We start from the raw sequence: 23,251 nt of genomic DNA, 5'->3' as shown, positions 1-23,251 counted from the left end.
GCCAGGTGTGCCTGCGCTCGTAGCGTTCTCGTCGTAGACGCGCACCATCGAGAGGCATCTGATGAACACTTCACATTCCACCGGACCGGTCGTGGTCGGAATCGACGGATCGGAGACCGCACTCGATGCGGTTCGGTTCGCCGTGCAGGAGGCACGCGGGCGGGGCACGTCACTTCGGTTGATCCACGTGATCGACAGACACGCGGTGCCCGAAACCGTCTACGGCGCTCCGGATGTCGACGGTGACTATGCCCGCACGGCATTGAGTCGCGCAACGGATGCGGCCGCGGCGATCGATCCGTCGGTTCTCGTGGAATCGGTCGTTCTGCAGGGGCGGCCCGAATCGGTGATGTCGACCGAGGCCGGATCTGCGTCTCTGCTGGTACTGGGGACCACCACCGGCAGTGCGAAGGCCGCCTGGGTACTCGGATCGATGGTCGGCGCCGTGGTCGAAGCATCGCCCCACCCCGTGGCGATCGTCCGTCACTTCGACGCCGAACGCCGCGGCCCGGTCGTTGCAGCCCTGGGTGACGCCGACGTCTCGCAAGCCGATGTCGTGGTGGCTCAGGCATTTCACGAGGCATCGATCAGGGCGGCCAGTGTGTTGGCGGTGCACACTCAGGCTGTCTCCTCCATTCTCGCGTCCGCTCTCAGCGGCCCGGGCGACGGGCTACACCCCGAATCGGCAATGGACGTTCGGCTCGAACCCTTCGGCGCGGACTATCCCGACATTCGTGTGGCGTCGGTGTATGCCGAGGCCGACTCGGGATCGGAACTGGTGGCGGTCTCCGAGACAGCCCAGCTGATGGTGGTCGGTCACGAGCGAGACCGAGTGCCGGGACGAACACTGACCGCCGTACTGCGGCATGCCCATTGCCCCGTCCTCGTCGTCCCGCACGCATGAGTACCTCGAGGCAGTCTCCGATCGTCGTCGGTGTCGACGGTTCCGGCTCGTCGCTCGACGCAGTCGGATGGGCCGCGCATGCGGCCGAGTTGCGTGGGGTACCGGTGAAGCTGGTGTCCGCATACCAAGTCAAGGCTCTGTACACCAGCTTCGTCGCGTTGCCGTCACACATCGGCTCCGAGGAGCACACGGCCGCAGAGTCGATCCTCGCCTGGGCGTCGCTGGTCGCTCGACGTTCGGTGAACAACCCGGACGCGCTCGTCATCACGAGCGAATCGATTGTGGGACCGACGATTCAGGCCATGCTGGAGCAGTCCTCGAGTGCATCGATGATGGTGGTCGGTTCGCGTGGCAACGGCGAATACTTCGCCGAACTGCTCGGCTCGGTGAGCACCGCGGTGGCCGTTCAAGCGCACTGCCCTGTGGTCATCGTGCCGGGAAGCGTGGAGCTGCACTCGTCGGGAGGCCCTGTTGTCCTCGGAATCGACGGGTCGCCGCACAACCAGAACGCTGTTCGGTTGGCCTTCGACGAAGCCTCACTCCGGGGAGCGGAACTGGTTGCAGTCCACGTGTCGACGGACGAACTGATCTCGGCGCCCGACGCGTCCGCCACCGACAGGTCCGATGCGATCCTTTCGAACGGTCGAACCGTGTTGGCAGAGAGCCTGTCCGGCTGGAGCGAACAGTACCCGGACGTCGTGGTACAGCAGAAGATATTGCGCGGCAACGTGGTCGAGAAGATCCTCGAGGTATCACCGCGGGCGCAGGCCGTCGTCGTCGGTTCGAGCGGCCGCAACGGTTTCAGCGACCGACTTCTCGGATCCACCGTCCGGTCGCTGGCCCACCGCGTCGACTGTCCGCTGATCATCGCCCGCGGTTAGTCACCTCGCGGTCACGACCACCGCCATTGTCGAATCTCGGGAAGATCCTCGAAATGTTCCCGGATGTAGGCATCGTGCCGAACGAGTTGGTCCTGGCAGTGCTGCCGCAGTCGTTCGGCACCGGCCGGCGCAGTGCCCGCCCGGTCGAGTGCTGCGAGCGCGAGGTGATAGCGACTGATCTTGTTGAGCACCACCATGTCGAACGGTGTTGTCGTGGTGCCTTGTTCGATGAATCCACGAACATGGAACCGCTGGGCGTCGGGTCGGCCGTGCATCAGTTGGTGCACCGCGCGGGGATAGCCGTGGAACGCGAAGACCACATCGACCGAGGCGGTGAACAGATCGACGAACTGCTCGTCGGAGAATCCGTGCGGATGATCGACGACGGGAAGCAGCGCCATCAGATCGATGACGTTGACCACGCGGACCCTGAGCTCGGGAGTCCACGTGCGCAACAACTGTGCGGCAGCCAGGGTTTCCTCGGTCGGCACGTCGCCGGCACACGCCAGAACGATCTCGGGATCTTCCTCGGTATCGGTCTCCTCGGTGCCGGCCCAGTCCCAGCGGGACGCACCCGCCGCTGCATGCGCCCGTGCCTCGGGAAGCGTCAGATACTGCGGGTGACTCTGCTTGTCCACCACCAGGACGTTGACGTGACCTCGACTGCGGAAGCAATGATCGGCAACGGCGAGGAGGGTATTGGAATCCGGTGGTAGCCATACGCGCACGACGTCCGGTGCCAGAGGGATCACCGCGTCGATCAGTCCGGGACCCTGATGGCTGAATCCGTTGTGGTCGTTGCGCCAACACGTGCTGGTGAGCAGCACGTTGAGTGACGCCACCGGTGCTCGCCATGCGAGTGTGGCGGCGTGCTGAAGCCACTTGGTGTGCTGGATCAGCATCGACACACTCACCATGGCGAAGGCCTCGTAGCTCGCGAACAGGCCGTGTCGACCCGACAGCAGGTACGCCTCGAGCCAGCCCTCGCAGAGGTGCTCACTGAGCACCTCCATCACGCGGCCGTCGGGACCTAGACCGTCGTCGAACTCGGTGGTCGGCAGCTGCCAGCATCTGTCGGTGGCCTCGAACACGGCCTGCAGGCGGTTGCTCGCGGTCTCGTCGGGACAGAACAGACGAAAGTTGCCGCCACCGTGGGGCTGTGCGTTGTCGAGGTAGATATCGCGCATCATCTCCCCGAGCACGGTGGTCGTCTCGTGCGACGTGCGACCCGGGGACTCCACGGTGAGCGCGTAGTTCTCGAGATCGCGAATCACGAGGGGCTGCAACAGAAGACCACCGTTTGCATACGGCGTGGCACCGAGGCGTTCGGTGCCGGACGGAGCGAGTTCGCGGATGGAGTCGACCGGAGCACCGTTGTCGTCGAACAACGACCGGGGATCGTAGGAGAGGAGCCACTTCTCGAGCAGTGCAAGATGCGCTGGGTTCTCGCGGACTCCCGACAGCGGCACCTGGTGCGCCCAATGTGTGCCTTCGATGAGCTTGCCGTCCACCTCGTGCGGCCCGGTCCAGCCCTTGGGGGTGCGTAGAACGACAGCGGGCCATGCGATGTCGTGTTGCGGTTCTCCGTTGCGGGCGGCGTGCTGGATTCTCTCGATCGCGTCGTGCGCTCGGGTGAGGGCAGAGTGAAGCGCCGGGAACACCTCTCGTGGGTCGTCGCCCTCGACGAACAGTGGTGCCCACCCCTGGCCACTCAGGTAGTCCGCGATCGATTGATCGGTGGTGCGTCCGAGAACCGTTGGTCCGGAGATTTTTCCGTCGTTCAGATGCAGGATGGGCAACACGGCACCGTCGCGAATCGGGTTGAGAAAGGCCGGGATCTTCCACGAACCGGACAGCGGCCCGGTTTCGGCCTCGCCGTCCCCGACGACACAGGCGACGATCAGATCGGGATTGTCGAATGCTGCACCGGCGGCGTGGACGAGGGCGTAGCCCAGCTCGCCGCCCTCGTGGATGCTGCCCGGCGTCTGGACGCTGACGTGACTCGGAATGCCTCCGGGAGTGGAGAATTGCCGACACAGACGTTGGACGCCCTCGTCGTCGAGCGAAATTTTCGGGTAGATCTCGCTGTAGGTTCCCTCGAGGTAGGTGTTGGCCACCAATGCCGGACCGCCGTGGCCCGGACCGGTGACGTACAGCCAGTCCGAATGGGTTCGACGAATCATGCGATTGAGGAGGGTGTAGATCATCGACAGTCCGGGACTCGTGCCCCAGTGCCCGAGCAGCCTCGGCTTGATGTGCTCGGATTCCAGGGGTCGACGCAGCAACACGTTGTCCTGCAGATAGATCTGCGCCACCGTGAGGTAGTTCGCCGCAGCCCAGTAGCGCAGGTCTGCGTCGAGGTCATCGGAGCTGTAACCGGTTTCGGTGGTGGGCGCGGTCATCGGTTCGTGGGGACGACGACGACGGGAACATCCACCGAATGCAACACCGCACGCGAGGTGGAACCGAGAAGCATCGATGTGAATCCACCCCGGCCGCGGCTTCCCACCACGATCAACTGCGCCGACTCGGATGCACGGACCAGCTCACGAACCGGCCTGTCCTGAACCACCACACGGTGGACGGTGACGTCCGGGTAGTCCTCCGACCAGCCGGCAAGGCTCTCCGCCAACGACGTCTTCTCGGCGAGTTCGGAATCGACCCACGGACCTTCGTCGTCGCGCGTCAACACACTGCCGAGCTCGAGGTCGCTCCAGGCGTGCACGGCGACGAGGTCGACGCCTCGAAGTGACGCTTCCTTCAGTGCGAATCCGATGGCAGGTTGGCTGTTGGCGGTGCAATCCACCCCGACGACGACCGGACCGTCGCTGACGGTATTCGATTTGATCACTGCAACAGGGCATTTCGCATGCGTGACAACTGCGGTACTGACCGACCCGATCAACCCGCCGGTGAACTCGCCGAGACCCCTCGACCCGACGACGATCATGGCGGGCGCGACGTCGAAGTGCGTCAGGTTCCGTGCAGCAGAGCCGTGTTCGAGGCGGGTGTCGAGAATCAGTGAATTGCCTGCTGCGGCCTTGTGCGCAACATCGACCGCGGTGGTCAGCACACGCTTGGCCTCGACATCCGGGTCGGAGAACGCACCGATCCGAAGGCTGATGGCATCCCCGTAGGTTCCCGGCGCGAACAGAGACGACGTGACCAACTCGAGCGGAGCGTGGCGTCGAACAGCCTCGCGTGTTGCCCAGCGGACCGCGTCGAGAGATGTTGCAGATCCGTCCACTCCGACGACTACCCGGCTCGATGCATTCATGACGAATTCCCGTCCATTGCCCCACGTGTGCAGATACATGACGAGCATGGCCCGGATGGGACCGTCGCCGACAGAGGCGGAAGTCCTTCGGTGCGGGGCGGAAGTCCCCGCTGACTACCCCTAGGGGGTATGTCTTGCTATCGTCGACGACATGCATTCAGTGATCCGACGCAGTCGCCCGGGCATTGCCTCGGCGACCGGATTGCTGATCGCACTGACCGTCTTCGGGGTGCTGCTGATGCACTCGGCGACACCGAGCACGTCGATGAGCAACGAACACTCGGCCATGGCGTCGACGGCCCACCACGATGATCCGGTACAGGTGGCGGCCGGTGACCACGACGGCCCGTCGGCACATCAGATGATGCATCCGTGCGCGGGAGCAACGGTGTCGTGGGCTGCACTGTCGGTCCCATCGGCGAGCGTCGGTTGCGTCCACTCGCCGATGTCGGAGGACGGTATCGGAGGGCGCACCGACTCCGTCTCGGAGCGTGCGCCGCCGTGGACCCTCTGGGAGCTGGACAGATCGGTGACCTTGCGAGTGTGACAGGGAGCCCGGTGGATGCACGACCACCGGCGAATCGGCATACCAAGATCCCTGTATTTCGCACTTGTTCAAGGAGATTCACATGCGTACAACACTCGTCGCGTCGCTGGCTGCCGCCACCGTGAGCGTATTCCTCGTCGCCGGCTGCAGCAGCGACACTTCCGACATGCCGATGGACGGCCATTCGAGGGGCGCGTCGAACTCGTCGTCGGTGCCATCTACCCAGGTCGACGCATCCGCTCGGTTCGATGATGCGGACGTGATGTTCGCTCGGATGATGTACCCGCATCATGCACAGGCAATCGAGATGGCGGCAATGGTCGAGGACCGCACCGACAATCCGGACGTCGTGGCATTGGCGTCGGCGATCGAAGCCGCGCAGCAACCGGAAATGGAGCGGATGACCGCCTGGCTCGCCGAATGGGGTCAGCCCGCACCCTCGTCCGACATGGGCGAGATGGACCACGGCTCGGGCACAGGCATGATGACCCAACAGGACATGGACGCGTTGACTGCGGCCACCGGCCCCGAGTTCGACCGCCGATGGCTGACGATGATGATCGAGCACCACGAAGGCGCGATCGAGATGGCGAACAGCGAGATCGCCGACGGCTCGAACCCCGACGCGCAGGAGATGGCTCGCACCATCGTGGCCACGCAGCAACAGGAAATCGACACCATGCGGGTGTTGCTCGGCTGATCTGCATCGACGTCGAGTGCCGTACCCCCTGACCGGGGGTGCGGCACTCGAGTAGGCTCGAATATCGGAGAATCCATCTCCGCAGTTCGGTCCGAGGGAGAGCGTTCACATGGCACGTCCACGGGTTTTGGTCCTCGGCGGCGGATTCGGCGGACTTCATGCGGCCCGACGTCTGCGCAACGAGGACGTCGATGTGACCGTGCTCGAACGAGGCACCTCTCACGTCTTCCAGCCACTGCTCTATCAGTGCGCCACCGGTCTGGTGTCCGAGGGCTCGATCGCCAGTCCACTGCGACACCTGCTGCGCAAGCAGAAGAACGTGCACGTGGCATTGGGTGAAGCGACCTCGGTGACCGCAGTGGGCGACGGCTCGGCCGGCGACGGCGGAGTGGTGACCGCGAGTCGGTTCGACGGCTCGACGTTCGAGCTGCCCTACGACTACCTCGTCGTTGCCGTCGGAATGCAGCAGGCCTATCACGGCCACGACGAATACGTGCAGTGGGCACCGGGGATGAAGACCCTCGACGATGCCCTCGCGATCAGGCGAAAGCTGATCTCCGCCTTCGAGATGGCCGAATCCCTGCCCACCGCCGACGAACGCCGACCCTGGCTCACGTTCGCCGTGGCGGGAGGAGGTCCGACCGGAGTCGAATTGGCCGGTCAGATAAGGGAACTCGCCTCCCGAGCGCTGGCGAAGGAGTTCGACTCGATCCACCCGTCGGAAGCGCGGGTGCTTCTCTTCCACGGCGGTGACCGCGTCCTCGAATCGTTCCCCGACTCGTTGACGAAGAAGGCGCAGCGCACCCTCGACACCGTGGGTGTGGAGACGCATCTCGGGGTGCACGTCACCGATGTCACGGCCACCGACGTCGAAGTGACGGCCAAGGCCGAGCCGAAGACGGTCACTCGCTACGACACTCACACGGTGCTGTGGACCGCAGGCGTCGAAGCCGTTCCGTTCGTGAAGCAACTCGCCGACGCGATGGGCGTCGAACAGGACCGATCCGGGCGCATCGCCGTGCAACCGGATCTCTCGATCCCGGGACACCGCAACGTCTTCGTCGTCGGAGACATCATGTCGCTGAACAAGCTTGCGGGCGTCGCCGAAGTGGCGATGCAGGGCGGCCGAGCAGCGGGCGCGGCGATCGCAGCAGACCTGTCCGGTTCTGCGCGAAAGGATTTCGAGTACCGAGACCTCGGGACCGCGGCCTACATCGCCCGAGGTCATGCACTGGTGCAGGCCGGGCCGCTACGCATGTCCGGATTCCTCGGCTGGGTGTCGTGGGGCGTCATCCACATCGCGTTCCTGGCCGGCAACCGCAACCGCGTGGGGACACTGATCAACTGGGCCGCAACCTTGGCCACCGGGACCCGGCGCGAACGGGCCATCACGTACGGCGACCCGGAAACGGCGCGTAAGCCGTACAACTGACCTGAGCGTCCACTCAGGTCAGTTGCTGCCGGTGTCGACGGGGTCAGCCGATGCCGGGTATGAAACCGGGGTAGACGAAGTGCCCGGGACCACCGCCGGGCAGCAGCTGGCCCGTCGAACCCGGATAGTTCATGTTCAGCAGAATCAGCTTGTGCGGGTTGCCATTCGAATCGGCCTGCCAGCAGGAGCCGAGCACGCCGTGAAATCCGGTGCACACGATGCGGGTGCTGTTGCCGTAGGGCGAGGTGAGTCGATTCTCGCTGACGAAGGGGTTCCAGTAGTCCGGGTCCTGAGGCGTGAGGAACAGTCCGGTGACGTCCTGTGGAGCAGACGGACTCGGATACGGCGGCGGAGTAGGCCACTCGTCGGCGGCGGCCGTTCCCATGCCGAGGGCGGCGGCACCTGCAATGACGCAAGCAATGACGGCGGTGCGACGAAACATCTCGATCGACTCCTTCGCGGGGCGGGCACCCAATAGACCACAGACACCCGTACCGAGGGAACAATTCGCCACCACGACCGAGAGCATCACGATCGCGTCTCGGATTCGTCCGGTCCATAACGCTCGGGACGTTTGCTCGAGGTAACGTCACCTCATCTTCGGCCGATGTAGAAACTCGACCGGTGTAACTCGACGAAAAGGTGAAACAGCGTGCCACGATCTCGACGACACGGCTTCCGGCGAATCGGTTCGGCTACGGCCGTCGCCCTCGCAGTGGCGATTCTTCCGACCGCGCTGATGACGCCCGTCGCGTCCGCAGACGAACTGCCTGCGGCCACGACGCAGTCGAGCAACGGATCGCGGATCGAGTCGGTGAACACCCTCGACAACCGCCAGGTTCAGCTCCAGGTGTACTCGGCTTCGATGAACCGCACCATCCCCGTCACGGTGCAGCGCCCCGCCGACGAGAGCGTGTCGCGTCCCGTGCTGTACCTGCTCAACGGTGCAGGCGGCGGCGAGGATGCCGCATCGTGGCAGTCGCAGACCGACGCCGAGGCCTTCCTCTCGGACAAGAACGCCTTCATCGTGACTCCGCAGAAGGGCAAGTGGTCCTACTACACCGACTGGCTCCAGGACGATCCGAAGCTCGGCAGCAACAAGTGGAGCACCTTCCTCGGTGAGGAACTGCCCCCGCTGATCGACGCCCAGTTCGACACCAACGGTCGCCAGTCGCTCGCAGCGCTGTCGATGACGGGCACCTCGGTTCTCAACATCGCGATCAAGTACCCGGGCAAGTTCACCGGCGTCGCTGCGTACAGCGGCTGCGCTCAGACCTCCGACCCCATCGGTCAGCAGTTCGTCAAGCTCGTCGTCGAGACCTACGGCGGCGGCAACGTCGAGAACATGTGGGGCCCGCTCGACGGCCCCGTGTGGCGCGAGAACGATCCGCTGCTCAACGCCGAGAAGCTCCGCGGAACGCAGATCTACATGAGCACCGGCAGCGGCCTGCCCGGTGCCCCGAACGACACCTACGCCAACCCGCGTCTGAAGAACGACCCGGCGACGCTCGCCAACCAGGTCATCGTCGGCGGCGGCATCGAAGTTGCCACCAACTTCTGCACCTCGAACCTGGCCAAGCGCCTCGACCAGCTCGGTATCCCGGCCACCGTGGACTTCCGCCCGATCGGAAACCACTCGTGGGGCTACTGGCAGGACGACCTGCACAACTCCTGGCCGTTCCTGGCAGGATCGCTCGGCATCTGATCCATACGACACCGAACAACGGCCACTTGCACCTCGCGTTCAGGTGGCCGTTCTTCGTTGTCAGGGGCGGTGGTTCGTCGCGTGAATCGAACGTATGATCGAACGATGGCACGGCGCGCGCAACCTCGACCGGCGTCTGCCGTGCGCCCCTTCAAGTTGCTCCGGCCGCCGCTGAAGGTCTGGATCGACCTCAACATCCTCTACCCGCTACCGCCGCACCACGCCTCGAAGTTCAATCCCGAGGGATTCGACGTGCGACGCGTGGTGCCGGGAGATCTGGTCGAATGGTCCATCACCGTGGACGGGGATTGGCTCGGTCGCGTCACGTACGAGTTGATGTCGCGTGACCGAAGCGAAACCGTCACACACTGGGTCCCCAGCCGGGCACTGAAGCCGCTGTAGGGACGAGAAAGCCCCGCCTCGGATGGAGGCGGGGCTTTTCTGTGCAATTACCTTCAGAAGCTGTGGTTGCGGGCCTTCTTGGCGAGCTTGCGGGTGGTGCGCTTCGACGGCACGAACAGGTGCGCAGCGCTGTTGCGACGGTTGCGTCGACGGATCAGCACGAACGCGACAGCGCCGGCAACGGCTGCGATGGCGGCGATGACGGGGGTGCCGACCTTCGCGGCCTGGGCGACATCGTCGCTGTCGATGTTGCGAACCGTGTTCTTCACGTCGTCGGCGACGGCGGAGGCCTTGTCGGCTGCCTTGTCGGCGACCTGGGAGGCCTTCTCCTTCACGTCGTCGGCATCGACGTTGGCGACCTTGTCCTTGACGGTGTCCTTGACGTCCTCGGCAACGTCGGCCGCCTTGTCGGCGACGTCGGAGGCGGCATGCTTGGCCTCCTTGGCTGCACCGGCAGCGGAATCGGCAACATTCTCTGCTACGTCGGAAGCCTTGTCGGCGGCCTGGTGGGTGTTGGCCTTGGCCTGGTCGGTGGCACCTTCGGCGCGGAGGCTGTCGTCACCGGTTGCCTCGCCTGCCTTCTCCTTCGCAGTCCCGGCCAGTTCTTCTGCCTTGTGCTGAGCCTTGTCGATGAAGTCGGCCATATCGGTGCGTACCTCTTTCGTGTAGGTCGTCTCCGGTCATCCGGAGCTGGGGGCGTCGCGGAGGACGCCGATAAGTATGAGTCGAACCGGCTGCTCCGAAACATACGTCCGACGGGAGTGTGATGGGTCACTATCGACCGTGCGCACTCGGCGTTGTGCATTGTGTCCATCCGGGCGGTCGAAATGTCGGTGAAGTGCACCTGTCGAAAAGATCGGTTCTACGCCACAGTCGACGGGTGTCCGCACGGATGCGCCGACCGCCACCATGGTCGATTCCATGTCGAGGGGAGCGCCCAGAACCGTGAGCGGCAACAGAGTGTTCGTCATCGGCGTCGGGATGACCAAGTTCGAGAAGCCGGGCAGCAAACCGGGGTGGGATTATCCGGACATGGCCCGGGAATCCGGTACCGCGGCCCTCGCCGACGCAGGTGTCTCGTACGCAGACGTCGAACAGGCGCATGTGGGGTACGTGTATGGGGATTCGACTTCCGGTCAACGCGCCGTCTACGAGCTCGGCATGACCGGCATTCCGATCACCAACGTCAACAACAACTGCTCCACCGGATCGACGGCCCTGTATCTGGCGACTCAGACGATCCGGGGCGGCCTCGCCGACTGCGTCCTGGCGCTCGGGTTCGAGAAGATGCAGCCCGGTTCGCTGTCGGTGGCCTACGAGGATCGAGCCATGCCGCTCGGGCTGCACATCCAGGCCGAGGCAGAGCTGTTCGACTTCCAGTTTCCGGCCGCGCCCTGGATGTTCGGCGCGGCGGGGCGCGAACACATGGACAAGTACGGCACCACCACCGACCAGTTCGCGCGGATCGCGGTGAAGAACCATCGCCATTCGGTGAACAATCCGTACGCGCAATTCGACGACGAGTACTCGCTGGACGACGTCACGGCATCGAAGATGATCTACGAGCCTGCGGGATTGACACGCTTGCAGTGTTCGCCCACCTCCGATGGATCCGGTGCGGTGATACTCGCAAGTGAGGCATTCGTGGAGCGGCGTGGACTGTGGGATCGGGCGGTCGAAATCGTGGGGCAAGCAATGGTCACCGATCTGCCGTCCACGTTCGACGACCACAGTGCCATCAGCATCGTCGGCGCGGACATGACCCGTCACGCAGCTCGAAAAGTGTACGAGCAAGCGAACATCGGCCCCACCGACATCGATGTCATCGAATTGCACGACTGCTTCTCGGTCAACGAGCTGTTGACCTACGAGGCTCTGGAGCTGTGCGACGAGGGCATGGGCGGGACGTTGATCGATCAGGATCTGACGACCTACGGCGGCACCTGGGTGGTCAATCCCTCCGGTGGACTGATCTCCAAAGGTCATCCCCTCGGTGCCACCGGTCTGGCCCAGGCCAGCGAATTGACGTGGCAGCTGCGTGGGACAGCCGGGGACCGTCAGGTGCCCGGTGCGCGAATTGCTCTGCAGCACAACATCGGGCTGGGCGGTGCTGCGGTGGTGACCGCCTACCGTTCGGTGATGTGAAGCCTGGGCGCCACGCGGTGCCGGACTTGCTGACGTTGAACAGGGACCGCGTTCGTCGCCTCGACGGCTTCTACGATGTGGATCGCTTCACCGTCGACGACGAAGCTCGAACTCACATGCAGCACTGGCTCTTTCGAGCTGCTATCGATGTCGGGGCGATAACCTGGGATATAGCGAGGTGGGGGCACCCGGAATTCGTTGCGGTGTTCGCGCATCGGAATCAACACGAACTCGAATTCGCGATAGTCTACGACGTTCGGTCGGCGCCTCCGGTCCTGTCCAGTGATGTGACGGCTTACCCTGCGAATGCTCGCTCGCTGTCCGGCGACGCATTCGCTCGCCTGCCTTCGACTCTGCCTTCGACTCTGATTCCCGATCCTCCGACAGAGTTGGCGTGGCTGGCGTATCTGGTCTGCCGTTTCAACGATCTGCATCGTCGCACCGCAGCGCTGGTGGACAGGTGGCCTCGATGAAGACCACGAGTGTCTCAGCGGCATCTCATTGCTTGAGCTTCGCCAGGATCACGAACACAGGTTCTTCCGGGTCGATCTCGACTCCGGTTCGCTCCAGGAAGGCTCTCAGGAGTCCGCCGATCAGATCGGTCAGCTGGTCCACGAACCGATCGATATCCATGGTCTCGGATTCCTCTTCGAGCCACAGATCCGTCGTCGCGACGATCGCGCCCACCGCAGCTCGACTGGTGAACTCGACCCCGTCGTTCTCGAGGCCTACCGACTGCAGCACGGAGGTTGCCACTCCGGCGAATCGGCGCGCAACGTCCCTTCCGATATCGAACGCACCCGAGGAACTGTCCTCCGTCCACGAACGCGATTGGGCCAGAACACGGAACACATTGGGGTGTCGATCCACGACGTTCGAGTAGCCACGCAGCGCGTGGCGCAATGCCGACGACGGAGCGTCCAGAAGGAAGTTGAAGTCCGCGACGGCGAGTTGATACACCTCGTCGGCCATGCGTTCGCCGAGCGCGGAGAGCAGGTCGGACTTGTCCGAAAACTGTCGGTACAAGCGTGGTTTCGTCGATCCGGCCTCACGAGCAATGGCGTTCATGCTCGGATTCGGACCATCGGCATCGATGACTCGGATCGCAGCATCGACGAATTCCTCGCGGGCGCGGGTCTGCCGGGAGTTCGGAGATCTTCGAGAGTCGGGCACGGCGGTCAGTCTAGGACGCTCTCGCGAGCTCGGTGTTGTCCGACAGGGGTTGACATACCGCGTCGGACTGCGCCATGGTGTAGCCGTAACCGCCGGTAACGAAAAGCGTACCGACGGTCCATTTCACTGAGGAGCGTCCTGCCGATGCCAGTCTCCTACGACCGGTCGTTTCAGCCACAACACAGAACGGTGGAGGTAACCGGTGCGCAGCTGTCGGTATTCGAGCAGGGAAACCTGCACGGTCCGACGGTGATTCTCGTGCACGGGTGGCCGGACACCCACCACCTGTGGGACGGCGTAGTGCCGGGTCTGGTGGATTCGTTCAGGGTGGTCACCTACGATACCCGCGGTCATGGACGGTCCACCTCGCAAGGAACTGTCGCCGAGATGCGGATCGAGCAGTTGGCGGACGACTTCCTCGCTGTCGTCGACAGCGTTCGGGCCGATCGACCCGTTCATGTTCTCGCGCACGATTGGGGATCGGTGCAGGTGTGGGATGCCGTATGCAGGCCAGGAGCGCATCGGGCCATCGCATCGTTCACGTCGATCTCGGGACCGAGTCTCCATCACATGGGTCGGTGGATGCAGTCACGGCTCGCCGCGCGAACCCCGATAGCGCTGTGGCAGTGGTTCACTCAAGTCATCTCGGGCATGTACACGCTCTTCTTCATGTCGGGGATTCTGTCGAGGACCTTCTTCAGGGTCTTCGGGACGCGGTATCTGTGGTCGTTGTTCCTGCGCATCGTCGAACGGGTCGACCGTCGAGACATCCACCTGGCAGAGAGTTTCACCGACGACATGGTCTCGGGTCTACGGATATACCGGGCCAACATCTTCCGCACCGTTCTGTTTCCGAGCAACCGTTTCACCTCGGTGCCGACCCAGTTGCTGATACCCACTCGCGACCCGGCCGTTCGCCCGGCCTCGTTCTCGGACATCGACCAGTGGGCCGCCGAGGTCGACATCCGTCGAGTGAAGTCCGGGCACTGGCTTCCCTTCAAGAACCCCGAGCTAGTGGCCTCGGCCACAACAGCTTTCATCGACAAGCACACAGCAAAGGATTAGCCGTGGACCCCCTCGATCCAGGTGTCGTCTCGCTCACCGCGCGCAACGTCGAGTTCGATTGGACGGACACACCTCTGCACTGGCTTCCCGACGAGCCCGTGGCCTCGCACACGATCAGCGCCCTGAACTTGTTGCTCCCGGAAGGTGAGCGCTGGTTCTGCGCCACGTACGCCGAAGCCCTCCCGTTGATCGAGGACGACAGGCTGCGCGAAGACGTCCGTGGCTTCATCGGACAGGAGACGATGCACGCCGAGACCCACAATGTGGTGCTCTACGACTTTCTGGACACCCATGGCATAGATCCTCGGCCGTTCGCTGCGCAGGCAGAGTTCCTGATGCGACGTGTCCTCGGTCCACGCCCCGGCCGCTCACCGAGGGGTGAACGTCAGCAACTCGTCGAACGTATTGCGTTGATCGGTGCCATCGAGCACATGACGGCATTTCTAGGTGACTACGCACTCAATTCGCAGTGGGACACACTGGGCGGCGACCCCACCATGATCGATCTCTATCGATGGCACGGTGCCGAGGAGGTCGAGCACCGGAATGTCGCACACGATGTCGCCCAATACTTCGGCGTCGGCTATTTCCGACGCAACATCGCCATGATCATTGCGTTCGTCGGGTTCTTGATACTCATGCTCCGCGGCACGAAGTACATCGTTCGACAGGACCCGTCGTTGAAGAACAGTGGATACCTGCGCATCTTCGTCGCCTGGATGGGCGCGATGAGGCGTGACGCATTGCCATCGCTTGCGCATCTGACCTGGGGAGTCGCACGATATCTCAAACCTTCCTACTCGCCGGAACACGAGGGCAACACCGCGCAGGCGGTGGCCTACCTGGCCTGGTCTCCGGCCGCGCGAGCGGCTGCGCGATGACAAGCGCACGTCCGGTGCCCACGGCCGTCCCGCCGGATCTGTACGGACGCCGCCGCCGGGATCTGTTTCTCGGTGTCATCTCCACCCTGATGAACGCGCACATGGCCGCGGTCGGTCGGCTCCGCAGGACTATGCCCGCCGGGCAACCGGTGGACAGATCCCTCACAGTCGTCGTCAGCGCCCGTAGCGTCGAGGCCCGCGACGACAACGTCGTTGCCCTGACCTTCACCCGACCGTCAGGAGGCGCTCTCCCGCCGTGGCGACCCGGCGCACACATCGATCTCACGCTGCCCTCGGGGCTCCGCCGTCAGTACTCGCTGTGTGGAGATCCGGCCGACGCGGACCGATACCGGATCGCTGTGCGGCGAATCCCCGATGGCGGGGGCGGGTCGGTGGAAGTGCACGACGTTCTGGACGTGGGGACCGAGATCGTGATTTCGGAACCGCGCAACGCGTTCGTTTTTGCCGTGCCGGGCTACGGATCGCCGGCCCGGCATCTGCATTTCGTTGCCGGCGGTATCGGGATAACCCCCATCCTGCCGATGCTGCGCCTCGCAGACAGCCTCGGCATCAGCTGGTCGATGGTCTACACCGGTCGCAGCACCGACTCGTTGCCGTTCGTGCCGGAGGTGCTCGCATTCGGTGACAAGGTGACTGTCCGCACCGATGATGTCGACGGCCTACCGACCTCCGCCGAACTTCTCACCGGCATCCGCCCGTTCGCAGCGATCTATGCCTGCGGACCCGCGCCGATGATCGGTACGTTGCGGACCGGTGCCGATGCCCTCGCCGACTGCGAGTTCCATTTCGAGAGATTCTCGGCACCGACGATCGTCGACGGTCGGGCGTTCACGGTCGAACTCGCCCGATCCGGTCGAGTCGTCGACGTGCCCGCCGACGTCTCTGCACTCGACGCGATCGTTGCGGCGCAACCCGACACCACGTACTCCTGCAGACAAGGATTCTGTCGCACGTGCATCGTCGGAGTGCTGAGCGGTACACCGGATCATCGCGACGGCGCTCTGACCGATGCCGAGCGAGCGGACCACATGCTGATCTGCGTATCACGCTCGCAGGGCGAACGGCTCGTGCTCGACCTCTGACCCTTTTCAGGACCACATTCCGAACCAGAAGGAGCACCAACGATGCACGACTTCGATCTCGTCGTAGAGAACGGGCTGTGGTTCGACGGCACCGGTGCCGAAGGGCGGATGCGCAACCTGGGCATTCGCGACGGACTCGTTGCCGAGATCTCCGCCGACCCGCTTCCGGTGGGTCGTGACACCGACGTTCTCGATGCCCGGGGAAAGTGGGTGATGCCCGGATTCGTCGACATACACACGCATTACGACGCAGAGGTACTCGTCGATCCACTGCTGCCCGAGTCGGTTCGGCACGGGGTGACGACCGTTGTCATCGGCAATTGCTCGCTCTCGACCGTGTTCTCCACCCCGGAAGAATGTGCGGATCTGTTCAGTCGAGTCGAGGCGATACCTCGTCAGTCGATGCTCGACATTCTCGACGATCACCGAAGCTGGACGAGCCCCTCCACCTACGTGTCGGTACTCGAATCGCTGCCGCTCGGTCCCAATGTCGCGGCGTTCATCGGTCATTCCGACATCCGTACCACGGTCCTGGGAATGTCCAAGGCCACCTCGACCGGATACCGCCCCAGCGCATCCGAGCTCGATGCAATGGGTGAGATGCTCACCGAGAGCCTCGATGCCGGGTTCCTGGGCCTGTCGTCGATGACCAACAAGCTCGACAAGATCGACGGCAAGGAATTCCGGTCCAGGTCACTGCCCTCGACGTACTCGCGGTGGCGCGAACTGCGGTTCCTCAACCGAATTCTGCGTGATCGCGGACGAATCCTGCAGAGCGCACCGACCATCAACTTTCATCCCAACATCGCCGCGTTCTTCGCCGAGAGCTCCGGTTTGAGCGGCCGCCCCAAGCTGAAGACGTCGTTGCTCTCGGCAGCGGATTCCAAGGCGTATCCACCGATCGTCTACCTCATGCTTGCCGTGGCTCCGCTGCTGAACAAGTTCGCCAAGACCGACTTCCGCTGGCAGCACCTACCGGTTCCGTTCACGGTGTACGCCGACGGTATCGACCTCGTCGTGTTCGAGGAGTTCGGTGCCGGCGCCGCCGCATTGCATCTGCAGGACGAAGTGGAACGAAACGAACTGCTGCGCAACGAGAATTACCGCCGATGGTTCCGCAAGAACTACGACGACAAACTCAGCCCTCGTATCTGGCACCGAAACTTCTACGACGCGGTGATCGTGGCGAGCCCCGATGCATCCATGGTCGGCAAGACATTCGGCCGACTAGCCGATGAACGGGGAATCCACCCCGTCGATGCCTACCTCGATCTGGTTGTGCTGTACGGAAAGTCGCTGCGTTGGCGGACGACGATAGCGAACGACCGGCCCAAGTATGCGGACAGACTGGCCCGAAGTTCCGGAGTGCACATGGGTTTCGGCGATGCCGGGGCACATCTGCGCAACATGGCGTTCTACAACTACCCGATCCGATTGCTGAAGCGAGTGCACGACACCGGCTTCATGAAGGTCGAGCACGCCGTGCACCGACTGACCGGTGAACTGGCCCAGTGGTTCGGAATCGATGCCGGTCATCTACGGCTCGGTGACCGTGCCGATCTGGTGATAGTCGACCCATCGGGACTGAACGCGAGTGTCGACGGCGTGTACGAGGCACCGATCGAACAATTCGGCGGAATCTCTCGCATGGTCAACCGCAACGACGAAGCGGTCGACGCAACCGTCGTTGCCGGAGAAGTCGTGTTCCGCGGCGGGCGATTCACCGCGGGCAAGAACGGCGGTAAGACCGGCCGCTTCCTCAGAGCCGGTGCGTATTCCAGAGACATCGACTCGACCGAACAATTGATCAGGAGTGCACTGTGAGCGTCAATTTCTTCGTCACCGGCGGAACCGGATTCCTCGGCAGGCGAGTGGTCCAGGAGATACTCGATCGGGATCCATCGGCGTCGGTCCACGTGCTGGTGCGAGCGGGATCGCTGGATCGCGTTGCGTCCCATCACCGGGTGCTGCCGATCATCGGGGATCTCACCGAACCGGGTCTCGGTATCGACGACGGGGTGTTGCCGGACCGTCTCGATCACGTCGTGCATCTCGGTGCGGTCTACGACCTGACCGCGGGTGACGATCAGGCCGTGACGAACGTGGAGGGAACACGCGAGGTAGCGCTCCTGGCCCTGCGCACCGGTGCCGTCATGCACCACGTGTCGTCCATCGCAGTCGCGGGCGATTTTCGGGGACGATTCACCGAGCACGACTTCGATCTGGGTCAGGGCTTTCCGACTGCCTACCACCGCACCAAGTTCGAGGCGGAGAAGCTCGTGCGAGGCATGGACGGACTCGAGTGGAAGGTCTATCGCCCGGCAGCGGTGATCGGAGATTCGAGAACCGGCGAGATGGACAAGATCGATGGTCCGTACTACTTGTTCGGCGCGTTGAAGTTGCTCTCCGCGCTCCCTGCCGGTCTTCCGGTGGCTGTGCCCGCTATCGGTGCGACCAATCTGGTTCCGGTCGATGTGGTCACTCGCGCGCTGGTGCATCTGATGCTCACCGACACCGGGACGGAGCGGGTGTTCCATCTCGTCAACCCGACACCTCAGCCCGTGCGCGAGGTGTACGAGGCATTGGCTTCTGCGGCCGGAGCTCCGCATCCGGTCGCCTCGCTGCCCGGGTCCGTGGGGCGATTCGCGTTGCGAAATCCTCGTCACCGGCAACTACGGCTGCTCCGGTCGGCGGTACTGAGACGTCTGGACCTACCGAGCGTCGTGCTCGAGCACTTCGCGATCCCCACCGAATTCTCCTCCGCGATAACGTCGTTGGCCCTGAGGGGGAGTGACATCACGTATCCGCCGCTCGCCGACTACGCCACCGGTCTGTGGACGTATTGGTACAACCACCTCGATCCCACTCGCGCCCGGCGCCCGTCCCCCCGGGGGCCGTTGGTGGGCCGACACATCGTCATCACCGGGGCGTCGTCGGGCATCGGCCGCGCGACTGCGATCAGGGTGGCCGAAGACGGCGCCCTCGTCATACTGCTGGCCAGAAACGAAGAACAGTTGATGGCAACGGTGAACGAGATCCGCAGCAACGGTGGGCGGGCGTTCGGTTACGTGTGCGACGTGACGGACGCAGAGGCCGTGGACGCCACGATCATTCGTATTCTCGCCGACCACGGTCACGTCGACATGCTGGTCAACAATGCCGGCCGATCCATTCGTCGCTCTCTTGCTCGGTCGACGGATCGGTTCCACGACTTCGAGCGAACCATGGCCGTGAACTACTTCGGTGCCGTCAGAATGACCATGGGTCTGCTTCCGCAGATGCAGGCACGCAGATTCGGCCACGTGGTCAACATCTCCAGTGCTGCGGTGCAGAATCACGCGCCCAGGTTTGCCGCCTACGTGGCGAGCAAGTCGGCACTCGACGGATTCAGCGAGGTGGCAGCGACCGAGCTGTTGCACGAAGGGATCACGTTCACCACCATTCACCTCCCGCTGGTCGATACGCCGATGATCTCCCCGTCCGACGGCTATCACGCCGGACCGATCACGAGTCCCGAGACGGCGGCCGCCATGGTGGTGCGGGCTCTGGTCAAGCGACCCCGGAGAATCGACGTTCCTCTCGGCACGATCGGCGAATGGGGACATACGTTCACACCGCGCTTGAAGCTGTGGATCGCGAGCGCCATGCATCAGGCCATGGGCGACTCTCCGGCTGCCCGGGGTGCGTTGCGGGCCGACATGTCCGACACCGCGGTGCTCGAGGACGTGCCCGCATCGGATCGACGTGATCGGCACGCGCCCAAGCCCTTTCGTCGTCTCGCCGCGATGGTTCCCGGCGCGCAGTGGTAGACCCTCCGGCGTCGTCGTTCGGGAAACGGCGTGGATCCGTCCCGTCTGGATAGTCGGGTTCGATTCCGATGCAGGCAAATTCGACTCTGCTGGCACCAAGTGAAAATACATCTTGTCAGATAGGTGTGGTGTGGCTTACGCTGATTCTCGGAAGCCACTCGGCTCACTCTCACCCTCTCGCGGGTACTTCGTCGGGACAGCAGAACGGATATCTCATCCAATGATCGATTCAGGTGGTCGGTGGGCGCGACGCGCTCAGGTAATTCTCTTGGTGGTCGGGGCAGTGCTGGCCGGGGGAGGAGTCGCAGAGGCGAATCCGCAATTCCCACCGGCCTTTCCGTCGGACCAGAATCAGCTGCCACAGCTACCGTCGGAACCGCAGTTGTACGAGGTGCTGCCTGTGCCGGTCCCCGACGAGGATCCCTGGTACGACGACCCGTCGGATATCGAGAACTTGGAGCCTGGTGCAGTCGTGCGCACGCGTGAGGTGCAAACGCGCATTCTGGGTATTCCTTTTCCCGTCTACACCCGGCAAATTCTGTACCGGACATCGGACGTGCACGACACACCGACCGTGACTGCGACGACGGTTGTCGTTCCGGGAATTCCGTGGACGGGAAGCCCGCGACCCGTGGTGTCTTTCCAGGAAGCGATAGATTCCACCGACTCGTCGTGCAACCCTTCCTTCACCCTTCAGGTCGGAACGATGAAAGAGTCTGCGCTGCTTGCAGGGTGGTTGGCGCAGGGATTTGCCATCAACATTCCTGACTTCGATGGCAAGAACAACACGTTCAACGCGTACGACGAGGGCAAGATGGTGCTCGACTCGCTGCGGGCGATGAAGAACGAGATGAGCCTGGGGTTGTCGGAATCCGCGATTGCGCTGTACGGCTACTCGGGCGGCGGTTCGGGATCGTTGCGTGCTGCCGAACTTCGGCAGAGTTACGCGCCGGACATCGCGTTGAGTGGTACGGCGGTCGGCGGGACGCCCGGCGATCTCGTGACGCTCTCGAATTACGCGACCGAACCACAGACGGGAATTGCAGGCACCGGAAACTTCACGATGTGGCTCGGATTCGCTGCGCTCTCGCGTCAGTACCCCGAAGTCTTCGACAGCAGTGAATTGTTGACCGTGGAAGGTCAGCAGTTGGTGGCCGATCTGGAGAGCCGCTGCGTCTACAGCGCAGCCCTCACCGGCGTGTATCGGCCGATCAGCGAATACTTCCAACCCGGAAAAACTCTGGCCACCGCACCGGGAGTCCTGAAGGTGCTGCAAGACAACAGTCTCGGCCAGCACATTCCGGACAGTCCGATTCTGTGGTGGCACGGAGTGTGGGATGAGCTCATTCCGCAGTCTTCGGTTCTGCCGACGGTGGAAAAATACTGGGAGAGCGGAGCCGATCTCCGGTTCTACACCTCACCGATACCGGAACATCTCGTGAACTCCACAGTCGGTTTTCCGCCAGCGGTGGCATGGATTTCTGCCGTGCTTCGCGGACTTCCCCCCGGCCCGACCTTCAAGGCGGATTTCGCGCCACTGCCGGAGGGATTTCCAGGAAGTTGAGGTGGCGTTGGCTCGGTTGGTCAGCCGCCGTCGGCCCGTGTGTCAGCGGGGCGAATGCGCCTGCGGGGCAAGTGAGTTACCCGGAGCGATGCGGCCGCAGTTGCTCGGAGCGGGGCGATCTGCGAATCGATCCGTCAACCATGCCAACGCGCCGGGAAGCCACAGGGCTGCACCGACGGTGTGGCTGATGGTGTCGTACTCGTCGTACTGAATGGACAGGCCGGCGTCGCAGTACTTGTTCATCAGGCTGCGGACGTCGCCGGCAACCATGACGCCGTCCCCGGGTCCGGTACCCATAGGCCCGGGAAGGGTGCCCTCGAGGATTCCGTTCGAGGCCTGCGCTACGAACATCGGGATGGTGGGAGTTGGAGCCTGTCCCATGTTGATCTTGTTGACCACATCGACGAACTCGGGAACCGAATTGGGGTCGGCGAACTCCGGGGTGACCACGTCCGCCCACTTCAGGCCCGGATATTGGAACAGCACGTTCAGGATCGACGCGTCGTCCACGTGCGCGAAGAGGTCGCGTCCACGGTCGTTGTAGTACGGACCGAAGTCGATGTCGTAGGCACGTCCGAGGCCGATGATCGCCATACCTGCGACGCCTGCCCATCCGATACTTCCTTCGATGTAGCGCAGGTTCTTGGCCGGATCGACCAGCAATCCGCCTTGGGCGGCACCGATCAGGTTGTCGTCGATGTCAGGTGCGTAGCTGGGGGCGAGGATGGCCGCCCAGTTGGTTGCGATCGCACCACCCGAGTACCCGATCAGCCCGATCTCTGCGTCGTCGTCGATGCCCGTCTCCGGTACTCGCTGGGACGCCCTCAGTGAGTCGAGAGTCATCTGCCCGTATTCGGGCCCTGCGGCGAAATTCGCTGTGGGGCCCTGGGTATCGGCAACGACGACGGTGTACCCGAGGAGGAGGAGAGGTGCCAGGATGGCAGCTTCACCCGATGCGACCACACCGCCGACCGCGACGTTGCGGCCGCTCGGCGTCAGACCGAGCAGCGGTGTGTTTCCGGCTATGGCGCGTGAGGGGCTGTCGTCGGGATTGAGTGAGTCGTAGGCGGATTGGTACGCGACCACTTTGTCGGGTTGCGCGTTCGGTGGCCGCAGAATGGAGGTGACGTTCGCGACGGGACGGCCCTGCGAGTCCGTCGATCTGTACAGAATCTGGATTGCTTGCAGAGGCGTCGGCACGTTCACCACGTGATACGGAACGGTCCGAGTCGCGAGAACAGCTCCGGGTTCGAGATCTGCGAGCGCAACCTCGCCGGAGTACCGGAAGAACGGATCCTGAACCGGCGCTGACGTTGCCGTCGGTGCGGCAACAACTCCGATAGCCCCCACACAGGCAATTGCCAACAGTCGCCGCAGCGTTGAACCAACCATTCGATCTCCCCCGACCCACACGCCTCCGAATGTGAGGCGCATCACGTGTTGTTACCGGTGGGTAAGATAGCACACGAATTTTGTGGATTCTGCCGAATCGACGCTCCGTCACAGTCTTCGGGATTGCGGGGTAGCGGCAGTGTGGTGTGGCGGGAGTGTTGGTTCTCTCCGAGGCTTCCCGATGCGTCGACGCATCTCGGCGGCCTCATCTTCCAGGCTGCTTCGGGAGATCACCGTGCCCATGCAGACGGCCAGCATGGTCGACACGACC

At 63.5% G+C, this 23,251-nt stretch carries 20 protein-coding genes; 14 read left to right on the top strand and 6 right to left on the bottom strand.

The window, feature by feature from the left end:
* Positions 1-61: 61 nt before the first annotated feature.
* Positions 62-904 carry a universal stress protein gene (locus tag CH302_RS02580; RefSeq protein WP_037193954.1) on the top strand — a complete coding sequence of 281 codons (843 nt, stop codon included), beginning with the start codon at positions 62-64 and terminating at the stop codon, positions 902-904.
* Positions 901-1,785 carry a universal stress protein gene (locus CH302_RS02575; RefSeq protein WP_037193955.1) on the top strand — a complete coding sequence of 295 codons (885 nt, stop codon included), beginning with the start codon at positions 901-903 and terminating at the stop codon, positions 1,783-1,785. Before CH302_RS02580 ends, CH302_RS02575 begins: the two co-directional genes overlap by 4 nt.
* Positions 1,786-1,796: 11 nt before the next feature.
* Here the strand turns inward: CH302_RS02575 and CH302_RS02570 are convergent, their stop codons facing one another.
* Both CH302_RS02570 and CH302_RS02565 read right to left on the bottom strand, forming a co-directional pair.
* The gene (locus CH302_RS02570) at positions 1,797-4,187 is read right to left on the bottom strand and encodes a phosphoketolase family protein (RefSeq protein WP_037193957.1); all 2,391 of its coding nucleotides are present in this window, start codon (positions 4,185-4,187) and stop codon (positions 1,797-1,799) included.
* Positions 4,184-5,062, bottom strand: coding sequence for a universal stress protein (locus CH302_RS02565; protein ID WP_037194193.1), 879 nt, complete (start codon positions 5,060-5,062; stop codon positions 4,184-4,186). Before CH302_RS02565 ends, CH302_RS02570 begins: the two co-directional genes overlap by 4 nt.
* A 151-nt stretch (positions 5,063-5,213) precedes the next feature.
* Between CH302_RS02565 and CH302_RS02560 the strand changes: the two genes are divergently transcribed.
* The 3 genes from CH302_RS02560 to CH302_RS02550 all read left to right on the top strand — a co-directional run bounded on the left by CH302_RS02560 (position 5,214) and on the right by CH302_RS02550 (position 7,741).
* On the top strand, positions 5,214-5,609 hold the full coding sequence (locus tag CH302_RS02560) for a DUF6153 family protein (RefSeq protein ID WP_037193959.1): 396 nt from the start codon (positions 5,214-5,216) through the stop codon (positions 5,607-5,609).
* Between the two features lie 82 nt (positions 5,610-5,691).
* On the top strand, positions 5,692-6,309 hold the full coding sequence (locus tag CH302_RS02555; protein ID WP_037194196.1) for a DUF305 domain-containing protein: 618 nt from the start codon (positions 5,692-5,694) through the stop codon (positions 6,307-6,309).
* 109 nt (positions 6,310-6,418) lie between these two features.
* Entirely contained in the window at positions 6,419-7,741 is a 1,323-nt protein-coding gene (locus tag CH302_RS02550; RefSeq protein ID WP_037193961.1) for an NAD(P)/FAD-dependent oxidoreductase, read from the top strand.
* Positions 7,742-7,784: 43 nt separating this feature from the next.
* Here the strand turns inward: CH302_RS02550 and CH302_RS02545 are convergent, their stop codons facing one another.
* Complete coding sequence (locus tag CH302_RS02545; RefSeq protein ID WP_037194198.1) at positions 7,785-8,183, bottom strand: hypothetical protein; 399 nt, start codon at positions 8,181-8,183, stop codon at positions 7,785-7,787.
* Between the two features lie 297 nt (positions 8,184-8,480).
* Here CH302_RS02545 and CH302_RS02540 point away from each other — a divergent pair, with 297 nt between their 5' ends.
* Both CH302_RS02540 and CH302_RS02535 read left to right on the top strand, forming a co-directional pair.
* On the top strand, positions 8,481-9,446 hold the full coding sequence (locus tag CH302_RS02540; RefSeq protein WP_371828453.1) for an alpha/beta hydrolase: 966 nt from the start codon (positions 8,481-8,483) through the stop codon (positions 9,444-9,446).
* 105 nt (positions 9,447-9,551) lie between these two features.
* Positions 9,552-9,848: a hypothetical protein gene (locus CH302_RS02535; protein ID WP_032376174.1), complete on the top strand. Its 297-nt coding sequence runs from the start codon at positions 9,552-9,554 to the stop codon at positions 9,846-9,848.
* Positions 9,849-9,901: 53 nt separating this feature from the next.
* Here the strand turns inward: CH302_RS02535 and CH302_RS30960 are convergent, their stop codons facing one another.
* On the bottom strand, positions 9,902-10,492 hold the full coding sequence (locus CH302_RS30960) for a CsbD family protein (protein ID WP_371828452.1): 591 nt from the start codon (positions 10,490-10,492) through the stop codon (positions 9,902-9,904).
* A gap of 301 nt (positions 10,493-10,793) precedes the next feature.
* On the opposite strand from CH302_RS30960, the gene CH302_RS02525 reads away from it, so the two are divergent.
* A complete protein-coding gene (locus tag CH302_RS02525) occupies positions 10,794-11,993 on the top strand; it encodes a lipid-transfer protein (protein WP_255137228.1) in 1,200 nt (399 codons plus the stop codon).
* Between the two features lie 498 nt (positions 11,994-12,491).
* Here the strand turns inward: CH302_RS02525 and CH302_RS02515 are convergent, their stop codons facing one another.
* On the bottom strand, positions 12,492-13,166 hold the full coding sequence (locus CH302_RS02515) for a TetR/AcrR family transcriptional regulator (protein WP_037193967.1): 675 nt from the start codon (positions 13,164-13,166) through the stop codon (positions 12,492-12,494).
* A gap of 144 nt (positions 13,167-13,310) precedes the next feature.
* Between CH302_RS02515 and CH302_RS02510 the strand changes: the two genes are divergently transcribed.
* The 6 genes from CH302_RS02510 to CH302_RS02485 all read left to right on the top strand — a co-directional run bounded on the left by CH302_RS02510 (position 13,311) and on the right by CH302_RS02485 (position 21,588).
* Positions 13,311-14,231: an alpha/beta fold hydrolase gene (locus tag CH302_RS02510; RefSeq protein WP_052047947.1), complete on the top strand. Its 921-nt coding sequence runs from the start codon at positions 13,311-13,313 to the stop codon at positions 14,229-14,231.
* 2 nt (positions 14,232-14,233) lie between these two features.
* Positions 14,234-15,112, top strand: coding sequence for a metal-dependent hydrolase (locus CH302_RS02505; protein WP_037193972.1), 879 nt, complete (start codon positions 14,234-14,236; stop codon positions 15,110-15,112).
* Complete coding sequence (locus CH302_RS02500) at positions 15,109-16,215, top strand: PDR/VanB family oxidoreductase (protein WP_037193974.1); 1,107 nt, start codon at positions 15,109-15,111, stop codon at positions 16,213-16,215. The genes CH302_RS02505 and CH302_RS02500 overlap by 4 nt, the downstream gene beginning before the upstream one ends.
* A gap of 42 nt (positions 16,216-16,257) precedes the next feature.
* Positions 16,258-18,039, top strand: a complete 1,782-nt coding sequence (locus CH302_RS02495) for an N-acyl-D-amino-acid deacylase family protein (RefSeq protein ID WP_037193975.1) — start codon at positions 16,258-16,260, stop codon at positions 18,037-18,039.
* Positions 18,036-20,024 (top strand): SDR family oxidoreductase, encoded by a 1,989-nt coding sequence (locus tag CH302_RS02490; RefSeq protein ID WP_037193977.1) that lies wholly within the window; start codon positions 18,036-18,038, stop codon positions 20,022-20,024. Before CH302_RS02495 ends, CH302_RS02490 begins: the two co-directional genes overlap by 4 nt.
* Positions 20,025-20,244: 220 nt before the next feature.
* Complete coding sequence (locus CH302_RS02485; protein ID WP_037193979.1) at positions 20,245-21,588, top strand: lipase family protein; 1,344 nt, start codon at positions 20,245-20,247, stop codon at positions 21,586-21,588.
* A 42-nt stretch (positions 21,589-21,630) separates the two neighbouring features.
* Here CH302_RS02485 and CH302_RS02480 read toward each other — a convergent pair whose 3' ends face one another.
* Positions 21,631-22,980: a lipase family protein gene (locus CH302_RS02480; protein WP_037194204.1), complete on the bottom strand. Its 1,350-nt coding sequence runs from the start codon at positions 22,978-22,980 to the stop codon at positions 21,631-21,633.
* Positions 22,981-23,251: the final 271 nt, after the last annotated feature.

Source organism: Rhodococcus sp. 15-2388-1-1a, from assembly GCF_002259145.1.
Taxonomy (GTDB): Bacteria; Actinomycetota; Actinomycetes; order Mycobacteriales; family Mycobacteriaceae; genus Rhodococcoides.
Note: the sequence above shows the minus strand (reverse complement) of the source record. Positions and strands in the feature narration are given on the sequence as shown.

Bases quoted from the DNA above. Each gene is read 5' to 3' on its own strand.
- CH302_RS02580 (WP_037193954.1), top strand. From the start codon at position 62: ATGAACACTTCACATTCCACCGGACCGGTCGTGGTCGGAATCGACGGA.
- CH302_RS02575 (WP_037193955.1), top strand. From the start codon at position 901: ATGAGTACCTCGAGGCAGTCTCCGATCGTCGTCGGTGTCGACGGTTCC.
- CH302_RS02570 (WP_037193957.1), bottom strand. From the start codon at position 4,187: ATGACCGCGCCCACCACCGAAACCGGTTACAGCTCCGATGACCTCGAC.
- CH302_RS02565 (WP_037194193.1), bottom strand. From the start codon at position 5,062: ATGAATGCATCGAGCCGGGTAGTCGTCGGAGTGGACGGATCTGCAACA.
- CH302_RS02560 (WP_037193959.1), top strand. From the start codon at position 5,214: ATGCATTCAGTGATCCGACGCAGTCGCCCGGGCATTGCCTCGGCGACC.
- CH302_RS02555 (WP_037194196.1), top strand. From the start codon at position 5,692: ATGCGTACAACACTCGTCGCGTCGCTGGCTGCCGCCACCGTGAGCGTA.
- CH302_RS02550 (WP_037193961.1), top strand. From the start codon at position 6,419: ATGGCACGTCCACGGGTTTTGGTCCTCGGCGGCGGATTCGGCGGACTT.
- CH302_RS02545 (WP_037194198.1), bottom strand. From the start codon at position 8,183: ATGTTTCGTCGCACCGCCGTCATTGCTTGCGTCATTGCAGGTGCCGCC.
- CH302_RS02540 (WP_371828453.1), top strand. From the start codon at position 8,481: ATGACGCCCGTCGCGTCCGCAGACGAACTGCCTGCGGCCACGACGCAG.
- CH302_RS02535 (WP_032376174.1), top strand. From the start codon at position 9,552: ATGGCACGGCGCGCGCAACCTCGACCGGCGTCTGCCGTGCGCCCCTTC.
- CH302_RS30960 (WP_371828452.1), bottom strand. From the start codon at position 10,492: ATGGCCGACTTCATCGACAAGGCTCAGCACAAGGCAGAAGAACTGGCC.
- CH302_RS02510 (WP_052047947.1), top strand. From the start codon at position 13,311: ATGCCAGTCTCCTACGACCGGTCGTTTCAGCCACAACACAGAACGGTG.
- CH302_RS02500 (WP_037193974.1), top strand. From the start codon at position 15,109: ATGACAAGCGCACGTCCGGTGCCCACGGCCGTCCCGCCGGATCTGTAC.
- CH302_RS02495 (WP_037193975.1), top strand. From the start codon at position 16,258: ATGCACGACTTCGATCTCGTCGTAGAGAACGGGCTGTGGTTCGACGGC.
- CH302_RS02485 (WP_037193979.1), top strand. From the start codon at position 20,245: ATGATCGATTCAGGTGGTCGGTGGGCGCGACGCGCTCAGGTAATTCTC.
- CH302_RS02480 (WP_037194204.1), bottom strand. From the start codon at position 22,980: ATGGTTGGTTCAACGCTGCGGCGACTGTTGGCAATTGCCTGTGTGGGG.